Source organism: Citrobacter sp. Cpo032 (assembly GCF_030332975.1).
GTDB lineage: Bacteria > Pseudomonadota > Gammaproteobacteria > Enterobacterales > Enterobacteriaceae > Citrobacter > Citrobacter portucalensis.
This window is the reverse complement of sequence record NZ_JAOWGU010000046.1, coordinates 170,375-192,909: the sequence shown is the minus strand read 5'-3', so window position 1 is coordinate 192,909 and position 22,535 is coordinate 170,375. Positions and strand designations below refer to the sequence as shown.

Here is a 22,535-nt window from a genome sequence, read left to right as displayed (position 1 = left end):
TTTACTAAAGCGGGTCATTCATCGAAAATGTTCAAAAATACATCATCTTAAATCAGTCCTTGGAGTCACGATGGATAATAAAATGATTAGCTGCCCCTTCTGCTTTACACAAAGCCCACATGGTGTGCGGGTTTGCAAAGGCTGTCATGCAAAAGTGGCCTATGGTGAAAGCCCGCTCAGTGTGGCATTCTTGTTTCAATTCGTGGCATTAGCTATCGCCTGGTTAGTATTTTCATTAACCGGCAGCACTCCTGTCTCAGTCATTACGTTTTTTGCCAGCGTCATTATTCTTATCTGCATTATTAAAAAGAAATATGCAGACAGAGTTGTTTTTATACGGTGATATTAATTTTACACCACCGCAAACATAAAAAATTAATATGAGATAACTTATGAACAGATTCATGATTTCTGTGTTTTTTATTTCTTCTTTCCTTATTTCTGGTTGTTCAACATCAGGCAATCAGCAACTGAAAAAAGAAACATCACAAAGTCTGCAGTCTAAAATCATCAAGAATAAAACAACGAAATCAGAAATCATTACCGCATTAGGTGAGCCCGAAACCAGAACCACACTTGATAGTGGCAATGAAGAATGGACTTATTCCATGGATAACAATCAGTTTGATGCCACCACATTCATTCCCATGATTGGGCTGCTGACAGGGGGTTCACAGACGCAGGCCAAAACGCTGGAAATCGAATTTAAAGGCGAAACGGTCAGCAAGTGGACGTTCTCTGAAAACAGCAGCAAGATGAAAACCGGTCTTATTCAATAACGTACTCTACAGTCTGGGATTATTTTATGAAAACATATGCATTTACCACACTCATCGCGTCCATTTTTTTGCTGAGCGGTTGTACCGGTGAACCGTCTGAGCAGGATATTTACACTGCGATGAATAAGGTAGTGGAGCAGACGAATGCCATCGTTAAATCCATAGCAGGTAAAGATGTCCCGAAAGACGCACTGCGCGAATTAAAATCAGTCAAAAAGCATGACTGCGTAGAAGTCTCTGATAAAAGCTATAAATGCAATGTGACGGCTATTGTCGATAACGAAAAGCGTACTGCTGCTGTAACCCTTGTCAAAACGGATGATGGCTGGCAGGTCGTTGATAAGTAAACCCACCTTAAAGCCATCACGACAGGCGGGACGCCAACTGGGTGGCTCCTGCCTTTTTAATACTCGATTATGACCTGCCGGAAACGCCAGCTCCATTTCTCTCCACCATTCAGCATCCCATTCCTTGTACACGCTGCTGCCGCTATCAAAGTCTTTTCCTGATCACTGAGACTGGCGGAGTATAAGCCAGAGAGCCTGCAATGCGTTTCTTTTCATACTGAGCCAGCAAATCAGCATAAATATGCTCTGCTTCGTCCAGATTGCCTGAAATATAATTCACGAGCGAATTCAGGCAATGCAGTAATGTATCACTGTTTGCGAGTTGCCTGAGCAGAGGGGCCTTCAGGGTAGAAACGACACCCATAAACATCTGCATGATATTATCAACGTGATAACACGAATTGCGATATTGCGCCCGTGAATAAAAATACTTCAGATGGTATCCAGCGAAAAGCACATAAAGTTTTCTGTAAAAATTATTGTTATTAACACTGTCGCGATGGTGTGTTATATATTTATCAACAACAAATATAAACTTTTCTTCCTGAGATGAAACACAAATATTACTCATAACCCTCTCCTTTTTTGTTTTTATAATTAAGTACTATCAGCTTTAAAATTTAAATCAATACAAAATTGAAAATATTTTATTTTAAAATGACAACTATTTATTCTTATAATACTGGAAACAGCTTTCGCTGTAGCAATGTTGAGTCCGATCGATTGCATTACCACTTCCTTTTTTCAAAAGCCAGGTAGTTTCCAGATTTCAGATAAAACCCCTTCAGGAATTTTTTTGAGAGAGTGCTACGCACTGGCTCACGCCCCCGACGACAGATATATGTTAATTATTTTTACCCGTCAGATGAAAACCCAACGTTTAATCTCCCTTGCAGCGCCGCTGAGTGCCCTCAGCACTCACACGCTGAAGCAAAAAGGATTTTTCCGAAGGGGTTCCGGCGTGAGCCGTATTAAGTTAACGGGTAAATCATGTAGTCGGGTCCACTCTTTCGCTAAACTCAGCAGTCTGAATCTCTGCGCGAAGCGTATTTGTGCTGAGAGCTAAACCCAACTGTCTGAACTCCTGCGCGAAGCGTATTTCTACTGACAGTTAAACACTATAGCAATGTTCTGAAGCCCAGTGGCGCAACACACAGGTGCGCGGGCTTCACTTAAGGAATAATATTACGAAGGAAAATCAGCAATAGCAGTGTTTATCAAACTGTGTACAATGGAATTTTGTGTCAGTCTAAAGCTAAATTTCGGTTTCTTGTTTCTTTATCACTCTTTTATCTTGCAAATACAAAAAGAAAATTAATAAATCACATCAACAAGTTAAGATAGAATATTGGTTGTATCTTTCAGAACCAAAAATTATTAATAACATAACAGGTGATGGTGAAATTTAGCACCCTTCGTAATAACTCTGACAACCCTTAATATTTCACTAAAAAATAATCACAGAGCAATAAATATAATATTTTTAAACTTTATTACTAATAATATTGACAAACAAATTTAATATGCCATATCTGTTATCACAATAATAAAAAAGGAGCCATTATGTCAAACACAAGTGTTATGTTAACTAAAGAACAAAAAGCAATTATTGCAGAAGCATTAGATGTTATGCCCGAAGATCTGGAAGAAATAAAAGTTAAAGCAAGTGCCTGTAAAAAGACATCCTTTCGTGACGATTTTTCGATGGTCTTTAAAGATAATACGGCCACGCTCGCCAGAATGGATCTGACACCAACGGCATTCAGAATTGTTATTTATCTCTTCTCAGTCATTGATTATGGAAATATTATCCCTGACTTTTCACAGTCACGTACCGCCAGAGAGTTAGGACTGAATAAATCGAATGTTTCACGTGCATTCAGGGAATTATTTGAGAGGAAAATACTGATCCGTAATGCTGAAGATGGTCAGGTTTACCTGAATTCTAATTTATGCGTAAAAGGTATTCCTCATCGTTTCAATGAAGATCTGATGGATAAATTCAGTAAATCCAGACTTGAGACTGAAGATTTTGCCACTTCATTCAACTTTTATCGCGCAGGGCGCAAAACAAAGCCTGTAAAAAAATCCAGAAACAGATATCCAACTGACGGCATTCCCTTTTAAAAGACATAACAGCGCGGTGATTTTACGCCCCACACCAGCGAAAAACTTAACAAAATAAAGGATATCTTTATGAAGCAAAGACTCCCTGCTTACCTTTACCAGAATAAATTATCAGATGAACAACGCAATCTGAACAATACTGCTCACAATGTGTTTTGGCTTCTCACATTAATCGCTTCATACACACCAGATAAAAACACTGTTTACCTGAACTTTCACCGTGCAACATCCATCGCACAACAGGAAGATATACATATTACGCCAGCCCGATTTTATCGGGCCATCGATGAACTGATTGATACGAATGTTATTATACCTACTGAGTTTAAATACCAGTATCGTTTAAACCCTGTATTTTTCAGTTATCTTAAATAAAACAAAGGGCAGAGAATGAAAGTTTAGGATATTCCTATCCTGCAATGCTTACTATAGCAAAACCACATGACCGCTATCAAAAGCACATAATTTTTATATATCATTACCAGTAGGATTAAAATAAGAAGGTACAGACTTGTGCTGTCTGTACCCATGATAATTTATTACAGACCTTACACCTTTTTACCTGTGTTATTCTTTCTGATAATATTTTTATCATTGACAAGGTGCTCAATACACATTCGTGCTTCATCATTAATGGTAACATCTGTAGCACCTTCGACCAGTATAGAACACAACAAATAAAGAAGGACGTGCTCAAACTCTATCTCTTCGACTGGATCTACATAATTACGATAGGTTTCAATAGCCTCATACAAGCTATCCGGTGAAGTCACAAATGCACATACAAAATCTTTATCTTCAGGTACTCTGATTGAATTATTCATTTTAAATCTCCTGTACTTATTAATTTATAATGTCACAGTAAAAATGCCATCATAATTCCCAGTAATGACTATTGTTATTACTTCTTAATACCAAAGCCTAACCTAATACTACTTATAAAATATCAGGCGGCCCTCGACTCATTGTTGAATAGCACCATTTATTTTTACACACCAAATTTAATACACTCATCATTAGCCCCGTAATCAGGCTGCATTTTTACGTGAACGTTCAATTGCAGATGCGATCCATTCATCAACTTCGCTTTCGACAAATGCAATTGCACGCGAACCAATTTTTATTGGTTGTGGAAATAAACCTTCGTTGATTAGACGATAAATCCAGGCCTTGCCATAGCCGGTTCTGTTCATAACTTCTGGCAAGCGAATTAGGCGGGTATTTTGATTGTTCATTTTGTTTTCCCTTTGTCGTTGTGATGGGATCACTATACGAACAGTTGGGAAAAGAAAGGAGCGAGCTTCCTAACTGCAGGGTTACGGTCTGCCCTGCAGTAGTAGACTTCGGGAATTCGAGATCAGTTAGAATCAGAGAGTTTCATCACATCTGAAACTCTCATGTTTTTCAGGTGGGGATTTCGGTTCATGAAAAAATTGAACTGCCTAATGAAGTCTATCGTTGCAGCTTTCATCGCAAGCGGACGATCTGAGTCTTTAATGTGATACCCTAAACGGGTAGTTGTTTCTTCATCTTCATCAGTATAAAGAAGCCGGGAGAGGCGATCATCTGAGATTCTTAGTTCTTTCCTTTTTGCCCAAAGTAAGATGTCCAGCATCGCAACCAACCTGTAATTTATGATTTTTTTAATGGTTCCATAGCCGAAACGAACGATACCGGTTTCATTAACTTCCACTCCTTTTACCGATCTCCATTGTGGCAGGGCCGCTTTTATCGATTCGGCTATTTCATCGTCAGTACCACTACCAAGATCGATTTCAAGCAACACCGTTTTCTCACATAAGGGAGACAAGAGTTGTGACACATAAGCTTCGTGATGAGGCGCATTAACACAATATTCATCGTTTCCTTCCTCCCAGGTGAAAAGATTCACACTAAGAGCCATCACACTAAGTTCAGCAAGCCTGGTGATATCCGTGATAAAAATGTGTGGAGGACTGTAGAGAGTATCGTTAACTGTTGGATAATCGAGATGCTTCCCTTTGAAAAGATGGGGGTTCCCACTGAAAATTTCAGTCATGTACACCCATAGCCCTTTCTTTTCTTCGTCAGTAGGCCCAGGCTTGTACAGAAGTGCTCTTGCCCAAAGTTCGTGATACAAGGCATTTAAACTGATGTCTTCGAGCTTGCGATAGTTATCTATGTCAAGCCAAGCTTTGATTTCTTTAGTATGCTCTGGTGACCAGTTTTTCAAAATTCAAATCTCCTGCCTTCTTAAAGATTTAAGTCATACGAATAGAGTTCAGTTAGTTTGAAAAAACTACCGTATTCACTAATCGATGAAAAGCAGTTCCTGCTTGCAAGTTAACCTAGCCAGAAGGAAGTTGAACTGAGAAATTTGTTATCTTTTGATGCAACTTGCCAGGGTCTACGTCCTGTCAGGAAAGGAGAGGCAGGGACATGGACCGACTACGCCCTGCCTCTTACTTTACTCTGGGCGTATCTTGTCGTTGTTCTCGACCTGTTCGCCAGAAAACCCGGAGGGGTGGGCAATGAAATTCAATTCTCACCTGACAACAAACTTACCATCAGAGCACTGGAAATGGTTTGGGAGCGCCAGGGGTCAACAACGGGTAAAAAGTGATCCGCATACCGCCACCACCGACGGTCTAATGTTGATCTACCTTGTTTACTCAGGATTAGCTTCAGCGATAACCCCGGCTTTCCGTTTTTGCTTCAGCCGATAGCCTTCTCCTTTTATTTGTACGACGTGTGTGATGTAAAATCCGGTTCAACATTGCCGATGTAATGGTAGCATCTCCCGCGAAGGTTTGGTCCTATAGTCCGGACGGCAGGTTACAGGCGTAAATTTACTGCAGGTGTTTCTGATGTATCCACGGGTGGTTTGTGGAAATTTTTATTCCGCACATCATGAACACCTTTCCCCAGCTGTTGCATTTCACAGAATTTCTGATATCTAATGACTTAAACATTTTTTCATGGGGGTGTTTATGGAATTAGTCATGTCCTTATTACAAAAGGGATTATTAGAAAAGGCATTAGACCTTGCCATTTCTGAATCATTCTTCAATGCAAGATCACCTGATGATATAAAGAAAGCTTTAAAAATAGGCTATGACATTAATGCTGTTAACAGTAACGGCAACAATGCCATTTTTGCCTGCAGAACCCTGGAAGCCATGGATTGCCTGCTCAGTTATGGAATTAATATACACCATATCAACGGACATGGGCAAAATGCGCTCTTTCATCAAAAAAATCCAGAAATACTGAAGAAACTGATTGAACTGGGTTTAGACACCTCGCATACGGATACTAATGGCTACACATGCATTTTTGAACATTACAGGAATGCTGAAGGATTGACAGAATTAATTAATGCTGGTTGTGATATAAATCACATCGATAAAAAAGGAATGAATATTCTCTTCCTGCCCCTTTCCCCGGAAGTTTTATCCGTAGCAATAGATGCTGGATGCAATGTCAATCAAATTGATCATTCAGGGAAAGGATTTATTGAAAATATATATGATTATGAATTACATGATATCATTCTCTCGCATATTGATAAATTTGACAGAAGAACGCTGCATGTAGATTTTTGTGATCTCGACTCAGCCTTTTTCTTGTATTACCTTTCTGAACATGGATTCAAAATAGAACTTAATAAAGACCATTTCACCATTAACAGTTACATTGGTGATTATAAAGAAATCTTATCCATACTTGATTTCATCAGTGAAATTCATGATATTCACTTCTATAAATATAAAGGCGGCCCTCTCTATAAAGATATTGACAAGCGAATTGTAAAGTGGATGATAAGAAATAATCTCTTGGTTGATTTATCAAAAATAAATAAACACAAGGATTATGAAGAAATTAATTCATACAAAATCCGTCGAGAACAGAAAGAAATCTCCAGGCATTTAAAACCTGCTAAAAGTATATCTGCAACAGTCAAAAACGGCGGAAGATTGTGAGAGCTTATATGTGTGATTCATTCTCATTGTTTCAATATACTGCCTCAACATGAACAAAGAAATTCAGCATCAACTATATTGGGAATTACTCTATGAATCGTATGGTGCTAAGGGTCTGACGCCTCTGCCTGGTGATGTGGAAGCTGCAGGCAATTTTAAAATATCTGCTCGTTGTTTAGTGAACTTGTCAATCATTACCCAAGTGATATTGATTATCAGCACTCGTGCTGGATCACGGCACTTCTGGAAATAAAACTTAATGAGGTAAATGATTGTCAGATGTATTCGAGAACTGCCCATCGCTGATAGCCAGTATCAATGTCAAATCAGGTTCTGATCTCCTAATCGTGCTCTCGCGATCAGTTTTCATAGAAACAGTATCCTTTATGCTCGGAAAGGCATATCCCCCTAAAGCAGCTCATGTTTATCTGGCTGAGGCTATGACGCGAAACCATTAGGGAATCTAAAAAAAGTAAAGACTGTGTGATTTGTGAGCTTGATTGAATGCACTGAGAGCTCACGCCGCTGGCGATATTGCTTAAACACAACCGGCAAATAGATCGATAGTCCCCACGGAGGAACGAGGGCATATGCCAGCTTACGTTGTTCGGGAACTTCTGCTTAGTGCCAGGAGCGGACATTTTGTCTCTCGATTCAGGCGGCCAAATTCAGTAAACCACTTCATACTCACTGATCAGCCGCGATGTGTGCGCTGTGTTGCCGTTATTGCAATCACATCCTAAGAAGATTTCTGAGAAACGCAATTAACTTCAATGATATTATATACAAAGGAAACGCTGGGAAACCGGGGTAAAGTTTGGGTGTCACAAAGCCCCGAACCGTTTCGCGGTGCATCACATAGCAATCACCTATCCCTGAGGTAACTATATGGACTTTACGGAATATCAAGAAGAAATAATCGAAGATGTTAAATCTTGCCTTGAAAACTTACAAGTCCAACCCATTTTATTCATGGGTGCAGGTATTTCACAACGATATATAAAAGCGCCTGACTGGGAAGGTCTATTAGAGCAACTAGCGGAAATATGCCCCTTGATCAAACGCCCTTATGGTTACTACAGCCAAACAAAGGGTGATAACAAACCTCTGATTGCTAGCGATTTTTGTGACTTCTATGCTGAATGGGCTTGGGATGATGGCAAGGATCGCTATCCAGAGACATACTTTGAAGGAACGACTCCAAAAGATATTTATATTAAGCATGAAATTGCATCCATTCTGAATGAATTATCAAACTCCGTTGATTTCTCGAACATGGAATATACAGAGGAAGTTCAGAAATTAAGGAAAGTAAAACCTCATGCAATAATCACAACAAATTATGACGACACATTAGAAAAAATATTTGACAATTATCAGGCAATAGTTGGTCATAACGTTGTTAAAGTGAATTATTCATCTTATGGCGAAATCATGAAAATTCATGGTAGCAGTCATGAAGTTGAAAGTATTGTTATTACAAATGAAGATTATGTTGATTTCTATAAACGTAAGAAATATATCAGTGCTAAGTTGCTAACATATTTTGCTGAACACCCCTTGTTTTTCTTTGGGTACAGTATCAATGATGAAAACATAAAGGCAATTCTCTCTGATATAGATGAAATCATCGCTCCCAATAATGCATTGATTCCAAATATTTATCTTGTCTCCTTCAGTAAGGACTGCGAGGCCACTGGTTCTCATCAAAAGGAATTGCTAATCGGTGTTGGTGAGAATAAAAGCGTTCGAATCAAGGTGATATACGCAAATAATTTTGGTTGGATTTTTGATGCGTTATCATCTAATACACCGGAAATTAGTGTTAATCCAAAACTTGTGCGTGCATTTCTAGCCAGAACGTACACATTCGCATCAGAATCCCTTGTTAAACAAGAACTTCCATACGATTTTGAGATGTTCCGCAATATTGCAGAGCATGATGATGCATTAGCAAAAATGTATGGTATCGCTGAACTCAATAATGGGCAGGCACTAAATGCTAGTTTCCCATATACAATGTCTGATCTGGCAAGGATTCTCGACATGGGATCGTGGCACTATGTTAATCAAGAATTCGAAAAATTAAGAAAACTAACCGACTTCAACATTAAAGCATCAGACAACAATTATCATGTTTTCATTAAATCTGGGAAAAGTGGTGTCGGAAAATACTCATCTGAGGCACTTGACTTATTGCGAAAATTGATAAACGGGGAACAGTTTGAGTTAAACCCATAATTAAAGATGATGCACACAATGACGTTATATTAAAGAGGCCGCTGCGAGAGCCTTTTTTGCAGCAGCCTTTTCAACATATGGGCATTTCTAACGAACCAGTGATTAGACATTTTCACTGAATCTTGACATGTCTGCCTGAGTTAAATAGTTTTTTACAGTTGTTTTACGTCCGATCCTCGCTCATAGCAGACATGAATACTCTGCTAATTGGCCACTCCGGGCCTGAACGGACGAGGTACACCATCGACTCAAGCGGACAAGTTTATGGGCCACTACAGTATTTGAGATAGAGCAGTTTTTATTGACCCTCTCAGTAATCAGACGCTAAATATCCAGCCACACTTACATTTAGTATGCCATAGAGCGTGTTATTTTGAAGTCGCTCGGCATTTTGGAACCATGCGAGGTTCTGTGGTTCTACTTTATGGTTCCTTTTTGGAACCCATAACGAAATTAATTTAAACAAAAATATTAAATATCAATACACTATAATTAAAAGCACAGGGACGCCAGCCCACCAAACACCGGTGAAAGCCCTCAGCGCAAGCTGAGGGCTTTTTTGTGTCTATTGACCCGTCCTGAAAGCGTTGACACGTTCCAGACTTAGATCCGTAGAACGTGATGATAGCTGAATACGAACAGGCAGATTAATTTCCTGATAACTCTTTTTATTTAACAGTGAACGACCATGGTTAAATAATATCCCTACAAGCTTAAAATCGTCACGATAAAAAGAAACGTATTTTTTAAATACATTTGTCATTTAAACGTTCGACATCGTTAGCCAGCCCACAACGCCGCATAGTGTAAAAATATCCAGTTAACTTCTCCATGAATAACTCTTGAATTTTCCTACTAAATACATATATTACGCATCCCGTTCAGTACATGAAATAACCTTTGATTTTTTTAATTGATATTGGAGTTACAAATGTCAAATAAGAAAATTTCGCGGAGCAATGGGGCAACAGGCCCCGTTAATAAGGTTGTCGCATGGTCAACAATCGCTTTGCAGGCTCTGTATCCTGCCCTTCTTAGCTTCACGCCAACCATCAGCCATGCGTCAGCCGTTAAGGCATCGCAGGCCGCCGCAGAACAGCAAGAACTGCGCGGCCTGTCTTCTCTCGCCGCGCAGGCTGGCAGAAGTATTGAAAACGGCCATGCGGGCAGTTTTGCTGCTAATACCGTCTCAGCACAGGCAACGAAGGAGGTGGTAGAGTGGCTACAGAAGTACGGTAATGCGCGTATTCAACTCAACGTCGATGACGCTTTCTCGTTGAAAGATTCGGCGTTCGATTTCCTTTATCCGTGGATTGATACAAAGCAGCATGTTTTATTTAGCCAGACATCGCTTCACCGTACCGATGACAGAACCCAAACTAATATCGGCATGGGTTATCGCTATTTCACGGCGGATAATTCAATGCTGGGCGCAAACCTATTTTATGACTACGATTTAAGTCGTCATCACGCACGTATGGGTGCAGGCGTTGAGTATTGGCGAGATTATTTACGCGCAGGCGCAAATGCTTATTTAAGATTATCAAAATGGAAGGATTCCCACGATCTGGATGATTATCAGGAACGTCCGGCAGATGGCTGGGATATCTATACCCAAGGTTGGTTGCCATCGTATCCGCAACTGGGCGCATCGCTTAAATATGAAAAGTATTACGGCAAGAATGTCGGCCTCTTTGGCAGCGATCATCTTCAGGAAAATCCGTACGCCTTTACAGGCGGGATCAGCTATACGCCGGTTCCGCTAGTTACGCTTTCCGCTGAACACAAGCAGGGGCAGAGCAATACTCATGATTCACGCTTCGGCATAGAGATTAACTATCGCCCCGGCATCCCGCTGGCGAAGCAGTTGGACAGCGACAATGTTGCGTTAATGCGCGAAGTTCAGCACGGACGCTACGATTTTGTCGAACGAAATAACAATATTGTTCTGGAATACCGCAAAAAATCGGTTCTGAAAATCCGCCTGCCTGAAAGCGTACAGGGGGAAGGTGGCGCCGTTATTCCGGTGACTATTTCGCTGGATAAATCCCACTGGGGCATTCAGTCGGTAGAGTGGAACGATAGCGCATTTACCGCCGCTGGCGGACGCATTTCCGGTAGCGGCACATCATGGCAACTGACGTTACCCGCTTATACACCAGGCGGCACTAATCACTGGCAAATCGGTGCAACGGCGCGAGATGTTAAAGGAAATGTCTCTAACTATGCGGTGATGAACGTGACGGTGACGGGGAGTTCAGCCTCTGTCGGCACAATGGATTTTACATTGAACGGCGAGCAGCAACCGATCATCGCGGCTGACGGGAAGTCACAGCATCCGGTTACGTTGGTGCTTAAAGATACCAATGGTAATCCGTTAACAGGGCTTGCACATGACATTGAGTTGTCTTTAGCGTTTACGCCTGACGCACAGAGAAATCGTGAGCGTTCGGCACAGGCTCCAAAGCTTGGTGAAGTGCAGGAAACCCGCTCCGGGGTGTATACCGCCACGCTGACGCCGGGTTTAACGGCGGGGACGGCGCGCATCACCGCTAAAGTCCTGGGTAAAACAGAAACCCTGACGGTGAAACTAAAAGCGGTTTCCGCCGAGGCGGCAAAATCGACATTCACGGTAATGCCCATGGAGCAGGTCGTTGGACACCCGATTAGCCTGGCGTTAGAAGCAAAAGATAAAGACGGGAATGCCATCACCGGCGACGACAGCTTACGTTTTTATGCAGTTTCAGCCAGCGGCGAGGTCCGTTTTACTGCAGTAGAAGAGAAAGACGGCGTGTACAGCGCTAAGGCAACGTCTGAACTGGCTCAGGCGACACGCATTGGTGTGAAGTCACAAAAACATGATTTCTCTGGGCTGGAAAAACAAGCCAACTGGATTGCCGACAAAACGCAACCGGTGGTGCAGGCTTTTAACCTGACCAAGGACAATGCGCTGGCGGATGGTAAACAGAGTAATGTCGCGGTCGTTACCCTGACCGACCGTTATGGGAACCCGCTGTCCGGATACACGGTCACCCTGGCGTTACCGCCACAGGTTAAGATCGCGAATGGGGAGAACGTTGTGAAGACCGATGCCAAAGGTGAAGCAAGATTCTCACTGACCAGTTCAACGCCGGGAACTTATGATATTACACTAAGCGCGGGGAACATCAGCTCATCGCTAAGCGTAACATTTGCCTCTGCAATGGAGGGGGCAACATTATCTCTGACAGCCAAAGACAATGGCGCAATCACCAATATTGCAGCAAACGGCCGCGATGGTGCCACGCTTGAGATCATGCTCAACAATACCGCCGCGTCGGTTGAAGGGCAGAAAGTGGAGCTTATCGTAACGCCACAAGGGCTCGTGTACCCGGAGAAAATCACCACCAATAAAGACGGTTACGCGACGGTAACGTTAACTACGGTTAAGGCAGGTCATTACACCGTTAATGCCAGGGTTACAGATGGGCAGCACAGCGTTGAGTCCTCAAGCGTTGACCTGGAATTCGTACCTGATATTAACAGCGCAGTGCTGAATTTGACCGCACCGTCTGAGAGCATTGTGGCAAACGCATCAGCGGCACATGAAATTCAGGTACAGGTTGTCGACGGTGAAAACAACCCATTTAGTGGTGACGTGCACCTGACCAGTTCCCCTACCAGTGGATTAAAACTGGGCCAGTCCGAACTGACATTGGATGAGAAAGGAATGGCATCAACAACCTTTATTGCCGCAGAAGCCGGGCACTATCAATTGCAGGCAACCTTCAGCAAAGAGGGTAAACGCGTTACGGCGAGTAAGGCGATTGAGGTGGTATCGGATCTGCAAAATGCCGCGTTGACGATCGAACCGTCAACGACATCCGCCGTAGTCAGTGATGTGGATAACGTGGCGTTTACCCTGCATCTGACCGATACATCAGGGAACAGCGTCAGCAACCGTAAGCTGAAAATTACGGCTACAGGCCCATCGCCACGCGATCCTCTGGTGATTGACAATACGCTTGTCACCACCAATGGTTCCGGTACTGCGACTGTAAATGTCCACGGTAATAAGGCGGGTCGTTACACGCTGACCGCCACATTGGCTGAACACGGTAGCAATGTCTCGGCAAATGCTTCGCTAACGCTGAATGCCGATGCCCAGAATCCAGTACTCACTCTGGAGCAGGATCCTGGCTATGCCGTTGCCAACCTTGAGCCGGTAGGCTTTATGGCCCGGTTGCAGGATAAATTCGGTAACCCGTTAAACGGCAGTGTCGAATTTAGCGCAGGCAGCAAAGCCAAACCCGGCAGCGGAACCTTTACGATGACGCCGGATAAAACCAACTTTAAGTTAGGGAATGCTTACTCTGAACTGAGAACGGATACGGCCGGTGTAAGTTGGGTGAGAGCGAAGGCAACGATGGGAGATAAAACATTGGAAAAAGTACTCACCGTCTGGGTAGTTGAGAACCATCAACCAAATTCCTGATCGGGATATAAACAAAAGATAGCCGGGGTGTTCTCGAGATCACCCCGGCTACTGCCATAACCCCAAATATATCGACGCTTGCATTATTCTCATGGCCAGGCGATCTATGAGAATAATGAGCACTTAAATAGCGCCAACCGTCATCCCATTCTTCCCTCTTTTACTCATCAAAAGGAGGGAAAAAAACGACTCGCAGTTAAAAAAGCCATTCATGACCTTACTTATCAACCGGATAATCCCTGTTAATCCACGCATGTTCATCTTCCCAGGTAAACATCCATTTGCGAACCGGGCCGGCCATCACGTTAAGGTAGTAACTGTCATATCCCGCCAGGGTTGCCACCGGGTGATACCCTTTCGGCACCATCACCACGTCGCGGTTATAGACTGCCATACACTCGTCAAGCGACCGGTCATCGGTGTAGACCCGTTGCATACAGAATCCCTGCGGCGGGTTGAGGCGATGGTAGTAAGTCTCCTCCAGATAGGTTTCCTGTGGGGGATTATCGGTGTCATGCTTATGGCTTGGGTAAGAACTGGTACAACCTTCGTTGGTCCACACCTCCACCACCAGCAGGCTATCTGCGGGTTTATCTTCCGGTAAGATGTTGTGCACGTAGCGCTGGTTGTGACCTTTGCCGCGCGCTTCCCCGTCAATATCCTTAGGTGCGATCAGCCGCGTTGGGTGCGTGCCTTTCCCCGGCGCAGCGCAGACTGCCAGCTCCAGTCTGGTCACCGCCTGAACCTGTATGGTTTCACCAGCAGTGACATAAACCGCCCACGGTTTGATCCGTTCGAACGGGCTCATCCGCTCACCGATATCCGTAAAAGTTGCGCCCGGCGTGGTGACGGTCGCGCGTCCGGCAACCAGTACCAGACAACGTTCTTCGCTGACGGCGGGCAGCGTAAGCTGCTGCCCTTCCTCCAGTTCATACGCTCTAAAGCCAACATATCCCCAACCGGCGCTTTCCGGTGTCACTGACTGCGTACACCCTTGCGCGTCCGGCTGCTGCCAGCGTGATAATAAACGTGACATATCACCTCCTCAGATAAGCCCGGCATCCCGTGCCAGACGGCTAAGGTTGTTATAGCCCAGACGCGCATACGTCAGCGGATGCGCGATGGCTGGATCCTGCTCCGCCTCCACCACCAGCCACCCCTGATACTGGTTCGCCTTCAGCAAGGCCATGATCGGCGGATAGTCAACGCAGCCATCTCCCGGCACGGTAAAGACGCCGCTCAGCACCGCATCAAGGAAGCTGGTTTTGCGGTTTTTGACATCCGCCAGCACGTCGGCACGTACGTCTTTGCAGTGAACATGGTTGATACGTGATGCCCAGCGCTGCGCCACAGCCAACGGATCGGCACCCGCAAAGGTCAAATGCCCGGTATCGAGCAACAAGCCAACTTCATCACCGGTATTCGTCATCAGATTATCCACATCTTCAGCAGATTCAATCACCGTTCCCATGTGGTGGTGATAGGCAATCTGTACCCCCTGCTGCTGGGTGTAGCGCGCAAACTCGGTGAGCTTTTCACCGTACTCTTGCCAGCGCTCTTGCGGGAAGCGCGGACGCAGATGTACCGGCGTCTGCTGCTCGCCGTGAATGCAGCCACTGACTTCGGCAAAGACCAGCACCTTCGCTCCCAGTTCGCGCAGTAACGTCAGATGTGACTGCACGGCGGCAATCTCCTCCTCCACGCTGCGTTCCAGCAGACGTCCGGAGTACCAGCCGGAAACCAGTTGCAGGTCGTGGTGCTGCAAAATGGGGCCGAGCAGTCGCGCCTCACGCGGGAATTTGTTGCCCAGTTCGAAACCAGCAAATCCAGCCTCTTTGCCCTCGCTCAGACACGTATCAAGCGACGTCTCAGCGCCCAGTGAAGGAAGATCGTCATTCGTCCATGTCAGTGGATTAATACCTAATTGTACCGTCATCATCTTCTCCTGAATTATGCTTGTCCGCGCTCGCGCCACCAGGCGATAAGCTGCAGGTAGTTATCTTTAATGCGCGTCACCAGCTGCGCATCGTCAATATCGTGTTTCAACCACGCGCGGGAAGCGTCGCCGAACAGCGTGCGTCCCACGGCAAAACCTTTTACCACCCCATGACCCGCAGCCGCTTTAAAATCAGCACACAGTTGCTCTGCCGGTGCGTCCAGACCCAGGATCACCACGCCACGGCAGTGCGGATCGCGCCGTTCGATAATGTCACTCAACGCCGTCCAGCCAGCAGAAGTCAGCGGTGGGAGTTTCCACCAGTCGGGGTAGATCCCTAAGTTGTAGAAGCGGGAAATGGCGCGCAAATACAGTTCATCACTGCGCGGCATACTGGCCGGTAAAATCACCTCCAGCAGCAGCTCATGACCGGACTGGCAACAGGCGCGGTACACCTCAGCGATTTTCTGTTCTTGTTCCAGACGCAACGCGTGGGCATCTTCCGGATGGAAAAAGACCAGACACTTCACCACATGTTCCTGCGGCCAACTAATGAGCTGAGAGCCTATATTGCCGTGTTCCATCTCCAGCGGGCGCGACCCCGGCAATTCGATAGGGCGACCTATCCACCAGCCCTCTCCGGTTATCGCATTCAGCGCATCCTGACCAAACGTACCATCGCAAAGTAGCCCGGCCTTGCCCTCCAGCCCGGCGCTGTTGGCCGCTTCACGGCTGGCCTGCAAAATAAGCTGTTTCAATGCCGGAATACGCTTCAAAGACGCGCCGCACTGCAACGCCATATCTTCCAGTTGGCTACGGTGATCGAAGGCCATCACGCACAGTTCCGGCCATGTGCGGCGGCGAGTCGTCACGCGATGCAAATGGTTGAGATGCGGATCGAGATCCGGACGTGGAACCTCTGCAGCGCGAGAAAGATAATCATCAAGCTCCACTTTGCTCGGCATCGCCGGCGCACAGCCGTGACGCGACACCACCAGCGCACCGCAGGCGTTGGCGTAGCGGCACGCCTGCTCCCATCCCTCATCGTTGAGGTAGCCGCGCAGCAGACCGGACATAAACGCGTCCCCTGCCCCCAGCACGTTCAGCACCTCCACGCGCACGCCAGTCACCGTCAGGCCATCGTCAAGCCGGGCCGGGATGGCGTCGGTATACACCGAGCAGCCGAGCGCACCACGCTTGCAAACCAGCGTCGCGTGACTCACGCCGCGAACCTGCGACAGCGCCTGCAGCGTATCGGTACTGCCGCCCGCGATATGAAATTCCTCTTCGGTGCCGACAATTACATCAAAAAGATGCAGCACCTCCTGCAACTGGCGGGTGACCTGTTCGGCGGCGATAAAGCGCGTTTCGCCGTCGCCTAAGGAAGTAAGCCCCCACAGCACCGGGCGATAGTCGATATCCAGCGCCGTACGCACGCCGTGACGCCGGGCGTAAGCGAGCGCCGTCAACACCGCCTCGCGGGTTTGCGGATGAGAAAGATGCGTCCCGGTGATGGCAAGACAACGAGCAGAAGCGATGTACTGTTCATCAACATCGCTGGCGGTAATCGCCATATCCGCGCAGTTATCACGGTAAAAAATCAGTGGGAAGGTGTCCCGGTCTTTAATGCCGAGTAACACCAGCGCCGTCAGGCGGTCTTTATCAGTGATCAGATGGCTGGTATCGCAGCCTACCTGGTTTAATTCTTCACGCAGGAAACGCCCCATATGTTCGTCGCCAACCCGCGCCAGCATTGAGGAGCGCAGCCCCTGGCGTGCCGTGCCGTAAGCCACGTTGCCGGACGAACCACCAAGATATTTGGCAAAGCTCGACACATCTTCCAGGCGCGCACCAATTTGCTGACTGTAGAGGTCAACCGCCACGCGGCCCATGCATATCACATCAAACTGCTTTTCCACGTTGATACCTCTTCAGACAATGTCGTTCACGTTCAGCCAGCGGCCTTCCTGGTGCGAGAGTGCGATAGCGTCAAGCACGCGCGACACCTTCCAGCCCTCTTCAAAGTCCGGCCACATCGGCGCATCGGCAGCAATGCCGTCCACCAGGTCGCGTACTTCTACTGTTTTCTGGTCGTTAAAGCCGATACCATGCCCGGCTCCCATGCAAAACGCGCCGTAGTCCGGGTGCGCCGGGCCAACCAGTAAAGTGCGAAACCCCTGGCGGTTGACCGGATCGTCATGCAGATAGAGCTTCAGCTCTGCCATGCGCTCCTGGGTAAAACTGATAGTTCCTTTGGTCCCGGTAATCACATACGACAACCCCATCTTGCGGCCACAGGCAACGCGCGAGGTTTCAATCACCCCTTGCGCACCGCCCGCAAAGCGCACCATCGCGTGGGCCTGATCTTCGTTTTCTACCGTCACCATTTGCGAGGAACCGACCTGAGCCGGACGCTGTGGCACAACGATCTTCAGGTCGCCGCACACCTGCTGAATATCCCCAACCAGGTACTGCGCCATATTGACGATATGCGCCGCCAGATCGCCAAGCGCCCCAAGCCCAGCGGTCTCTTTAAAACAATGCCAGTGGATCGGTGCAAGCGGATCGGCCATGTAGTCTTCGTTGTGGGTGCCGTAGAAATGGATCACCTCACCAATTTCTCCGCGCTCAATGATCTCTTTCGCCAGCTGCGCCGTTGGGTTCTTCATATAGTTGAACCCCACCAGCGTTTTCACTCCTGCCCGCTGTGCAGCTTCAACCATTTCACGTGCGTCGTGGGCGTTCAGCGCCAACGGCTTTTCTGAGTACACATGCTTGCCATGGCGAATCGCTTCCAGCGCCATCTCTTTGTGCAGATGATTAGGAGAACAGATATCCACGACATCAATGGCCGGGTCAGCCACCAGCACACGCCAGTCTCCGGTTGAGCGATTGAAGCCAAACGCCTGCGCCCGCTCGGCGGCAAGCTCTGGAGAGACTTCCGCCACCATTTCGCGCACCAGCTTGCCGCGCAGGTTAAACACCGTCGGGGCCTGGGCATAGGCGATGGCATGCGCCTTGCCGATATACCCGGTGCCAATCAATCCAATACGAACTTCTTTCATCATGATCCTCACAATGCGCCGCGACGGCTCTTGGCGTAGGTATCGAACGCCACCGCCAGAACGATAATTAAGCCGGTAATAATTTGTTGGTAGTAAGCCGAGACGTTCATCAGCACCAGACCGTTAATCAGGATGCCCATGATGATCGAGCCGATAATGGTGCCGCCAATACGCCCGTAGCCGCCCATCAGTGAGGTACCGCCAATGACCACCGAGGCAATGACGCGTAGCTCAAAAGAGATCCCGGCGACCGCTTCCGCACTGCCCAACCGTGCACTGAGAATGAAGCCCGCCAGTCCTGCCAGACAGCCAATTAACACGTAGACGCTCACCAGCACGCGCTTCACGTTAACCCCTGCCAGACGCGCCGCCTCCGGGTTGCCGCCGATGGCGTACACGAAGCGCCCCCAGCGGGTTTTATGCAGCGCCAGATAACCGCCTACCGCCACCAGCGCGAATATCCAGATTGGAATGGAGATACCGAGCAGTTCGCCACGTCCCCACCAGCGGTATCCCGCGTCGAAACCGGCAATTGGCGCGCCGTCGTTAATCACCAGCGTCAGGCCGCGCCAGATAGTCATCCCGCCGAGGGTGACGATAAACGGCGGCAGACGCAGGCGGGTCACGCCGAGGCCATGCAGAAAACCAATCGCAGTGCCCATCGCCATACAGATACCAAGGCCAATCAGCCAGCTCATGCCGCCCCAGGCGTTCGGGTCGACGGTGGTGAAGTTGTCCCCTTTAATCACATACGCCGCGGTCATGGCGCACACTGCCAGAATAGAACCTACGGAGAGGTCGATCCCGGCGGTCAGAATGACAAACGTCATACCGACGGCCATGATCCCGTAGATGGAGACTTCGGTCAGAATGTTGAAAATATTGCGTTCAGAAAGAAAATTGCTGTTCTGCAACTGAAAGAAAATCAGCAGCAGGATCATGAAAATCAGTACCCCAAAGCGCTCAAAAAAGGCAATGGGATCAAGACGTCCGCCGCGTTTGGCTGGAACCTGCGTTTTAGAAATAATCTGCGTCATGAATCACTCCGTTATGCCGCATTCAGGGCGTTGTGGTTGATGGCCATCATCGTCATTAGCCGCTCTTCGGTGGCGTCGTCGCCGTGGATCTCGCCGGTCACCCGGCCTTCACTTAGCGTGATGATCCGATCGGAAACCGCCATCACTTCCGGCAGATCGGAGGAGATCACGATCACCGCCACGCCCTTTTTCGCCATATCAAACAGCACCTGATGGACTTCTGATTTGGTGCCAACATCGATGCCGCGCGTTGGTTCATCCACGATCAACACTCGCGGATTAAGCGCCATGCAGCGCGCGAGGATCACTTTTTGCTGGTTCCCACCGGAGAGCTTGCGCACCTCTTGCGCGCTGTTGACCATTTTGATCTGCAGCGCCTGGCGGTATGACTCGATCAGGGCATCCTCTTTGCGGGTATTCACGAACCAGCGCCAGTGCAGTAGTGACGAGAGGCTGGAGAGCGACAGGTTGTCGCGGATCGACAGCCCAAGCACCGCGCCCTCTTTTTTACGATCTTCCGGTACCAGCGCCAGCCCCTGATCCAGCGCAAACAGCGGATCGCGCGGCTGATATGGCACGCCATCAAGTTCAAAGCTGCCGGAAGTAAAACTGTCGGCGCCAAACAGGCAGCGGGCCACTTCGGTGCGCCCGGCACCCACCAGTCCGGCAATGCCTAACACTTCGCCAGCATGCACGTGGAAGCTAATGTCGTGCAGCGCGATACCATGCGGATCCAGCGGCGGTTTTTCGCGGCTAAGCCCCTTCACCGCCAGACGCACAGGTTTATCTTCATGGTGAGTTTCGCTGGCCGGACGGCGATTAAAGGCCACATCGCGCCCCACCATCAGGCGGATCAGTTGTTCTACGGTGGTCTGTGCAACTGCGCCATTCCCGGTGAATCGTCCATCCTGGAAAACAGTGAACTGGTCGCAGAGTTGAAAAACTTCATGCAGGCGATGGGTGACGTAGATAATGCTCACGCCACGCCCTTTAAGTTCCCGCACCACACGGTGTAGGCTTTCTACTTCGCTGTCGCTCAGCGCGGCGGAAGGTTCATCCATAATGATCAGCTTTGCGTTCAGCGTCAGCGCCCGCGCAATTTCCACCATTTGCTGCTGCGCCACGCTCAGTCGGGCCACGGCCGTGGTTGGCGCAACGTTCAGTTGCAGGTAATCCAGAATCACCTGCGCTTCCTGATTTACCGCCTTTTCGTCAACAATCAGATTGCGTTTACGCGGTTCGCGACCGAGGAACATATTCTCGGCGACGGTCATATTGGGCAGCAGATTAAATTCCTGATAAATCGTGATAATGCCCTTGTTCTGCCGCTCAACCGGAGAGTCTTCTACCGGCAATGTTTCGCCGTTGAACCAAATATCCCCGCGTGTTTGCGGCTGTGCGCCCGCCAGCGCTTTCAGCAGGGTCGATTTTCCGGCACCGTTCTCACCTAACAGCGCATGAATTTCGCCTGCTCCGACGGTCAGCTGTGCGCTGCTCAGCGCCCAAACGCCGGAAAAGCTTTTCGCCAGGTCGGTCACTTTTAGTAAGGGTTGCGACATCGGTCTGCTCCTCCTCATAGAGAGCCGCCACTTGTGCGGCGGCTGCGGACATATCAGTTACCGGCCTCACTAATACGCTCGGCCTGCTGCAGGTTCTCTTTGGTGATAAGCGTTGGCGGGTAGTCAGCCCCGGTGATCGCCGTCTTCTCACGGACGTTATTCACCAACTGGCTCATGGCCGTTTTCACCGCAAAGCCAGGACGCTGATCCGCCGTCACTGCCAGCCAGCCGTCGCGCACACGCGCCAGTGCTTCCGGCACGGCATCGAAGCCCGTGACCAGAACTTCACCCGGTTTCAGTCCTTGTCCCTGTAACGCTTCAATCGCGCCCAACGCCATATCGTCGTTAGCGGAGAGGATCACCTGCGGACGCTTCGGCAACGAAGGCAGAACGCTTTCGACAATGCGCATCCCTTCAGAACGCATCCAGTTACCGGTCTGATCAGCAACGATCTTGTACTTTTCACCACCCGCCTTCAGGCTGTCGCGAATGCCTTTAGTACGTTCAATGTTGGAGGAGGAGCCTGGCTGGCCGGTCAGCAGAATAATGTCTGCCCCGTCAGGGAATTTGGTTTTGACAAAGTCGCCAATCGCCTGGCCGCCTTTGTAGTTGTTCGCGCCGAAGTGCGGCACTTTTTTCTGGCTGTCAACGGAGCGGTCGAGGGTAACAACGGGCAGTTTCGCATCCTGAATTTCATCTACCGCGCTGGACACCGCGTTGACATCGTTTGGTGAAACAATAAAGCCCTGTGCGCCACGAGTTATGGCGTTTTCCAGGTCAGCGACCTGTTTTGGCGAGCTACCCTGCCCGTCCAGGACCTGTAAATTCACGCCCATCTCTTTTGCGGCTTTCACCGCCGTGCGCTGCATGTGAACTTCAAATGGCATCGCCAGGTTTGGCGTACTGAAAACAATTTGCTCGTTTTCAGCAATGGCTGCCCCGGATGTCATGGCGATGAGGACAGCTAAGATCAGTTTTTTCATTATTATGTCTCTCTGTGTAGGGTAG

At 47.9% G+C, this 22,535-nt stretch carries 19 protein-coding genes and 2 pseudogenes; 9 read left to right on the top strand and 12 right to left on the bottom strand.

Annotated features, from left to right (window positions below):
- Positions 1–70 precede the first annotated feature (70 nt).
- From OGY33_RS16185 to OGY33_RS16175, 3 genes are read left to right on the top strand one after another with little or no spacing between them, the layout of a single operon-like run.
- Positions 71–343: a hypothetical protein gene (locus OGY33_RS16185; protein WP_071978083.1), complete on the top strand. Its 273-nt coding sequence runs from the start codon at positions 71–73 to the stop codon at positions 341–343.
- 49 nt (positions 344–392) lie between these two features.
- Entirely contained in the window at positions 393–779 is a 387-nt protein-coding gene (locus tag OGY33_RS16180; RefSeq protein WP_057058079.1) for an SEN1984 family lipoprotein, read from the top strand.
- Positions 780–805: 26 nt separating this feature from the next.
- A complete protein-coding gene (locus OGY33_RS16175; protein ID WP_057058078.1) occupies positions 806–1,126 on the top strand; it encodes a hypothetical protein in 321 nt (106 codons plus the stop codon).
- Between the two features lie 145 nt (positions 1,127–1,271).
- On the opposite strand, the gene OGY33_RS16170 is transcribed toward OGY33_RS16175, so the two are convergent.
- The gene (locus OGY33_RS16170; protein ID WP_057058080.1) at positions 1,272–1,697 is read right to left on the bottom strand and encodes a hypothetical protein; all 426 of its coding nucleotides are present in this window, start codon (positions 1,695–1,697) and stop codon (positions 1,272–1,274) included.
- 992 nt (positions 1,698–2,689) lie between these two features.
- Here OGY33_RS16170 and OGY33_RS16165 point away from each other — a divergent pair.
- Positions 2,690–3,253, top strand: a complete 564-nt coding sequence (locus tag OGY33_RS16165) for a helix-turn-helix domain-containing protein (protein WP_000072653.1) — start codon at positions 2,690–2,692, stop codon at positions 3,251–3,253.
- Between the two features lie 69 nt (positions 3,254–3,322).
- Positions 3,323–3,628, top strand: coding sequence for a hypothetical protein (locus OGY33_RS16160; RefSeq protein WP_057058141.1), 306 nt, complete (start codon positions 3,323–3,325; stop codon positions 3,626–3,628).
- A 173-nt stretch (positions 3,629–3,801) separates the two neighbouring features.
- Here the strand turns inward: OGY33_RS16160 and OGY33_RS16155 are convergent, their stop codons facing one another.
- From OGY33_RS16155 to OGY33_RS16145, 3 genes are all read right to left on the bottom strand, one after another.
- Positions 3,802–4,077, bottom strand: coding sequence for a hypothetical protein (locus OGY33_RS16155; RefSeq protein ID WP_286571914.1), 276 nt, complete (start codon positions 4,075–4,077; stop codon positions 3,802–3,804).
- A gap of 204 nt (positions 4,078–4,281) precedes the next feature.
- Positions 4,282–4,488 carry a helix-turn-helix transcriptional regulator gene (locus OGY33_RS16150; RefSeq protein WP_001064738.1) on the bottom strand — a complete coding sequence of 69 codons (207 nt, stop codon included), beginning with the start codon at positions 4,486–4,488 and terminating at the stop codon, positions 4,282–4,284.
- A gap of 122 nt (positions 4,489–4,610) precedes the next feature.
- On the bottom strand, positions 4,611–5,465 hold the full coding sequence (locus tag OGY33_RS16145; RefSeq protein WP_000800614.1) for a DUF6387 family protein: 855 nt from the start codon (positions 5,463–5,465) through the stop codon (positions 4,611–4,613).
- A gap of 240 nt (positions 5,466–5,705) precedes the next feature.
- Here OGY33_RS16145 and OGY33_RS16140 point away from each other — a divergent pair.
- Positions 5,706–5,834, top strand: a pseudogene (locus OGY33_RS16140) (IS3 family transposase); the annotation flags it as partial.
- Positions 5,835–5,900: 66 nt separating this feature from the next.
- Here OGY33_RS16140 and OGY33_RS16135 read toward each other — a convergent pair.
- A pseudogene (locus tag OGY33_RS16135) lies at positions 5,901–6,048 on the bottom strand (ATP-binding protein); the annotation flags it as partial.
- 174 nt (positions 6,049–6,222) lie between these two features.
- Between OGY33_RS16135 and OGY33_RS16130 the strand changes: the two are divergent.
- The 3 genes from OGY33_RS16130 to OGY33_RS16120 all read left to right on the top strand — a co-directional run bounded on the left by OGY33_RS16130 (position 6,223) and on the right by OGY33_RS16120 (position 13,930).
- Entirely contained in the window at positions 6,223–7,215 is a 993-nt protein-coding gene (locus tag OGY33_RS16130) for an ankyrin repeat domain-containing protein (protein WP_118909817.1), read from the top strand.
- Between the two features lie 888 nt (positions 7,216–8,103).
- Positions 8,104–9,456, top strand: coding sequence for an SIR2 family NAD-dependent protein deacylase (locus OGY33_RS16125; protein ID WP_252069247.1), 1,353 nt, complete (start codon positions 8,104–8,106; stop codon positions 9,454–9,456).
- 931 nt (positions 9,457–10,387) lie between these two features.
- On the top strand, positions 10,388–13,930 hold the full coding sequence (locus OGY33_RS16120) for an inverse autotransporter beta domain-containing protein (protein ID WP_191238214.1): 3,543 nt from the start codon (positions 10,388–10,390) through the stop codon (positions 13,928–13,930).
- A 217-nt stretch (positions 13,931–14,147) separates the two neighbouring features.
- Here OGY33_RS16120 and iolB read toward each other — a convergent pair whose 3' ends face one another.
- Genes iolB through OGY33_RS16085 form a run of 7 tightly spaced genes read right to left on the bottom strand, consistent with a single transcriptional unit; the run spans position 14,148 to position 22,510 of the window.
- Positions 14,148–14,966 (bottom strand): 5-deoxy-glucuronate isomerase, encoded by an 819-nt coding sequence (gene iolB, locus OGY33_RS16115; RefSeq protein ID WP_048215741.1) that lies wholly within the window; start codon positions 14,964–14,966, stop codon positions 14,148–14,150.
- Between the two features lie 9 nt (positions 14,967–14,975).
- The gene (iolE, locus tag OGY33_RS16110) at positions 14,976–15,866 is read right to left on the bottom strand and encodes a myo-inosose-2 dehydratase (RefSeq protein WP_020996280.1); all 891 of its coding nucleotides are present in this window, start codon (positions 15,864–15,866) and stop codon (positions 14,976–14,978) included.
- 14 nt (positions 15,867–15,880) lie between these two features.
- On the bottom strand, positions 15,881–17,785 hold the full coding sequence (locus OGY33_RS16105; RefSeq protein WP_191238213.1) for a bifunctional 5-dehydro-2-deoxygluconokinase/5-dehydro-2-deoxyphosphogluconate aldolase: 1,905 nt from the start codon (positions 17,783–17,785) through the stop codon (positions 15,881–15,883).
- A 12-nt stretch (positions 17,786–17,797) separates the two neighbouring features.
- Complete coding sequence (locus OGY33_RS16100; protein WP_191239002.1) at positions 17,798–18,931, bottom strand: Gfo/Idh/MocA family protein; 1,134 nt, start codon at positions 18,929–18,931, stop codon at positions 17,798–17,800.
- Between the two features lie 8 nt (positions 18,932–18,939).
- Positions 18,940–19,968 (bottom strand): ABC transporter permease, encoded by a 1,029-nt coding sequence (locus OGY33_RS16095; RefSeq protein ID WP_003826102.1) that lies wholly within the window; start codon positions 19,966–19,968, stop codon positions 18,940–18,942.
- Between the two features lie 11 nt (positions 19,969–19,979).
- Positions 19,980–21,527 (bottom strand): sugar ABC transporter ATP-binding protein, encoded by a 1,548-nt coding sequence (locus OGY33_RS16090; RefSeq protein WP_191238212.1) that lies wholly within the window; start codon positions 21,525–21,527, stop codon positions 19,980–19,982.
- Between the two features lie 53 nt (positions 21,528–21,580).
- Entirely contained in the window at positions 21,581–22,510 is a 930-nt protein-coding gene (locus OGY33_RS16085; RefSeq protein ID WP_003839787.1) for a sugar ABC transporter substrate-binding protein, read from the bottom strand.
- Positions 22,511–22,535: the final 25 nt, after the last annotated feature.

Coding starts and splice junctions, on each gene's coding strand:
- OGY33_RS16185 (WP_071978083.1), top strand. CDS start 71: ATGGATAATAAAATGATTAGCTGCCCCTTCTGCTTTACACAAAGCCCA.
- OGY33_RS16180 (WP_057058079.1), top strand. CDS start 393: ATGAACAGATTCATGATTTCTGTGTTTTTTATTTCTTCTTTCCTTATT.
- OGY33_RS16175 (WP_057058078.1), top strand. CDS start 806: ATGAAAACATATGCATTTACCACACTCATCGCGTCCATTTTTTTGCTG.
- OGY33_RS16170 (WP_057058080.1), bottom strand. CDS start 1,697: ATGAGTAATATTTGTGTTTCATCTCAGGAAGAAAAGTTTATATTTGTT.
- OGY33_RS16165 (WP_000072653.1), top strand. CDS start 2,690: ATGTCAAACACAAGTGTTATGTTAACTAAAGAACAAAAAGCAATTATT.
- OGY33_RS16160 (WP_057058141.1), top strand. CDS start 3,323: ATGAAGCAAAGACTCCCTGCTTACCTTTACCAGAATAAATTATCAGAT.
- OGY33_RS16155 (WP_286571914.1), bottom strand. CDS start 4,077: ATGAATAATTCAATCAGAGTACCTGAAGATAAAGATTTTGTATGTGCA.
- OGY33_RS16150 (WP_001064738.1), bottom strand. CDS start 4,488: ATGAACAATCAAAATACCCGCCTAATTCGCTTGCCAGAAGTTATGAAC.
- OGY33_RS16130 (WP_118909817.1), top strand. CDS start 6,223: ATGGAATTAGTCATGTCCTTATTACAAAAGGGATTATTAGAAAAGGCA.
- OGY33_RS16125 (WP_252069247.1), top strand. CDS start 8,104: ATGGACTTTACGGAATATCAAGAAGAAATAATCGAAGATGTTAAATCT.
- OGY33_RS16120 (WP_191238214.1), top strand. CDS start 10,388: ATGTCAAATAAGAAAATTTCGCGGAGCAATGGGGCAACAGGCCCCGTT.
- iolB (WP_048215741.1), bottom strand. CDS start 14,966: ATGTCACGTTTATTATCACGCTGGCAGCAGCCGGACGCGCAAGGGTGT.
- iolE (WP_020996280.1), bottom strand. CDS start 15,866: ATGACGGTACAATTAGGTATTAATCCACTGACATGGACGAATGACGAT.
- OGY33_RS16100 (WP_191239002.1), bottom strand. CDS start 18,931: ATGAAAGAAGTTCGTATTGGATTGATTGGCACCGGGTATATCGGCAAG.
- OGY33_RS16095 (WP_003826102.1), bottom strand. CDS start 19,968: ATGACGCAGATTATTTCTAAAACGCAGGTTCCAGCCAAACGCGGCGGA.
- OGY33_RS16090 (WP_191238212.1), bottom strand. CDS start 21,527: ATGTCGCAACCCTTACTAAAAGTGACCGACCTGGCGAAAAGCTTTTCC.
- OGY33_RS16085 (WP_003839787.1), bottom strand. CDS start 22,510: ATGAAAAAACTGATCTTAGCTGTCCTCATCGCCATGACATCCGGGGCA.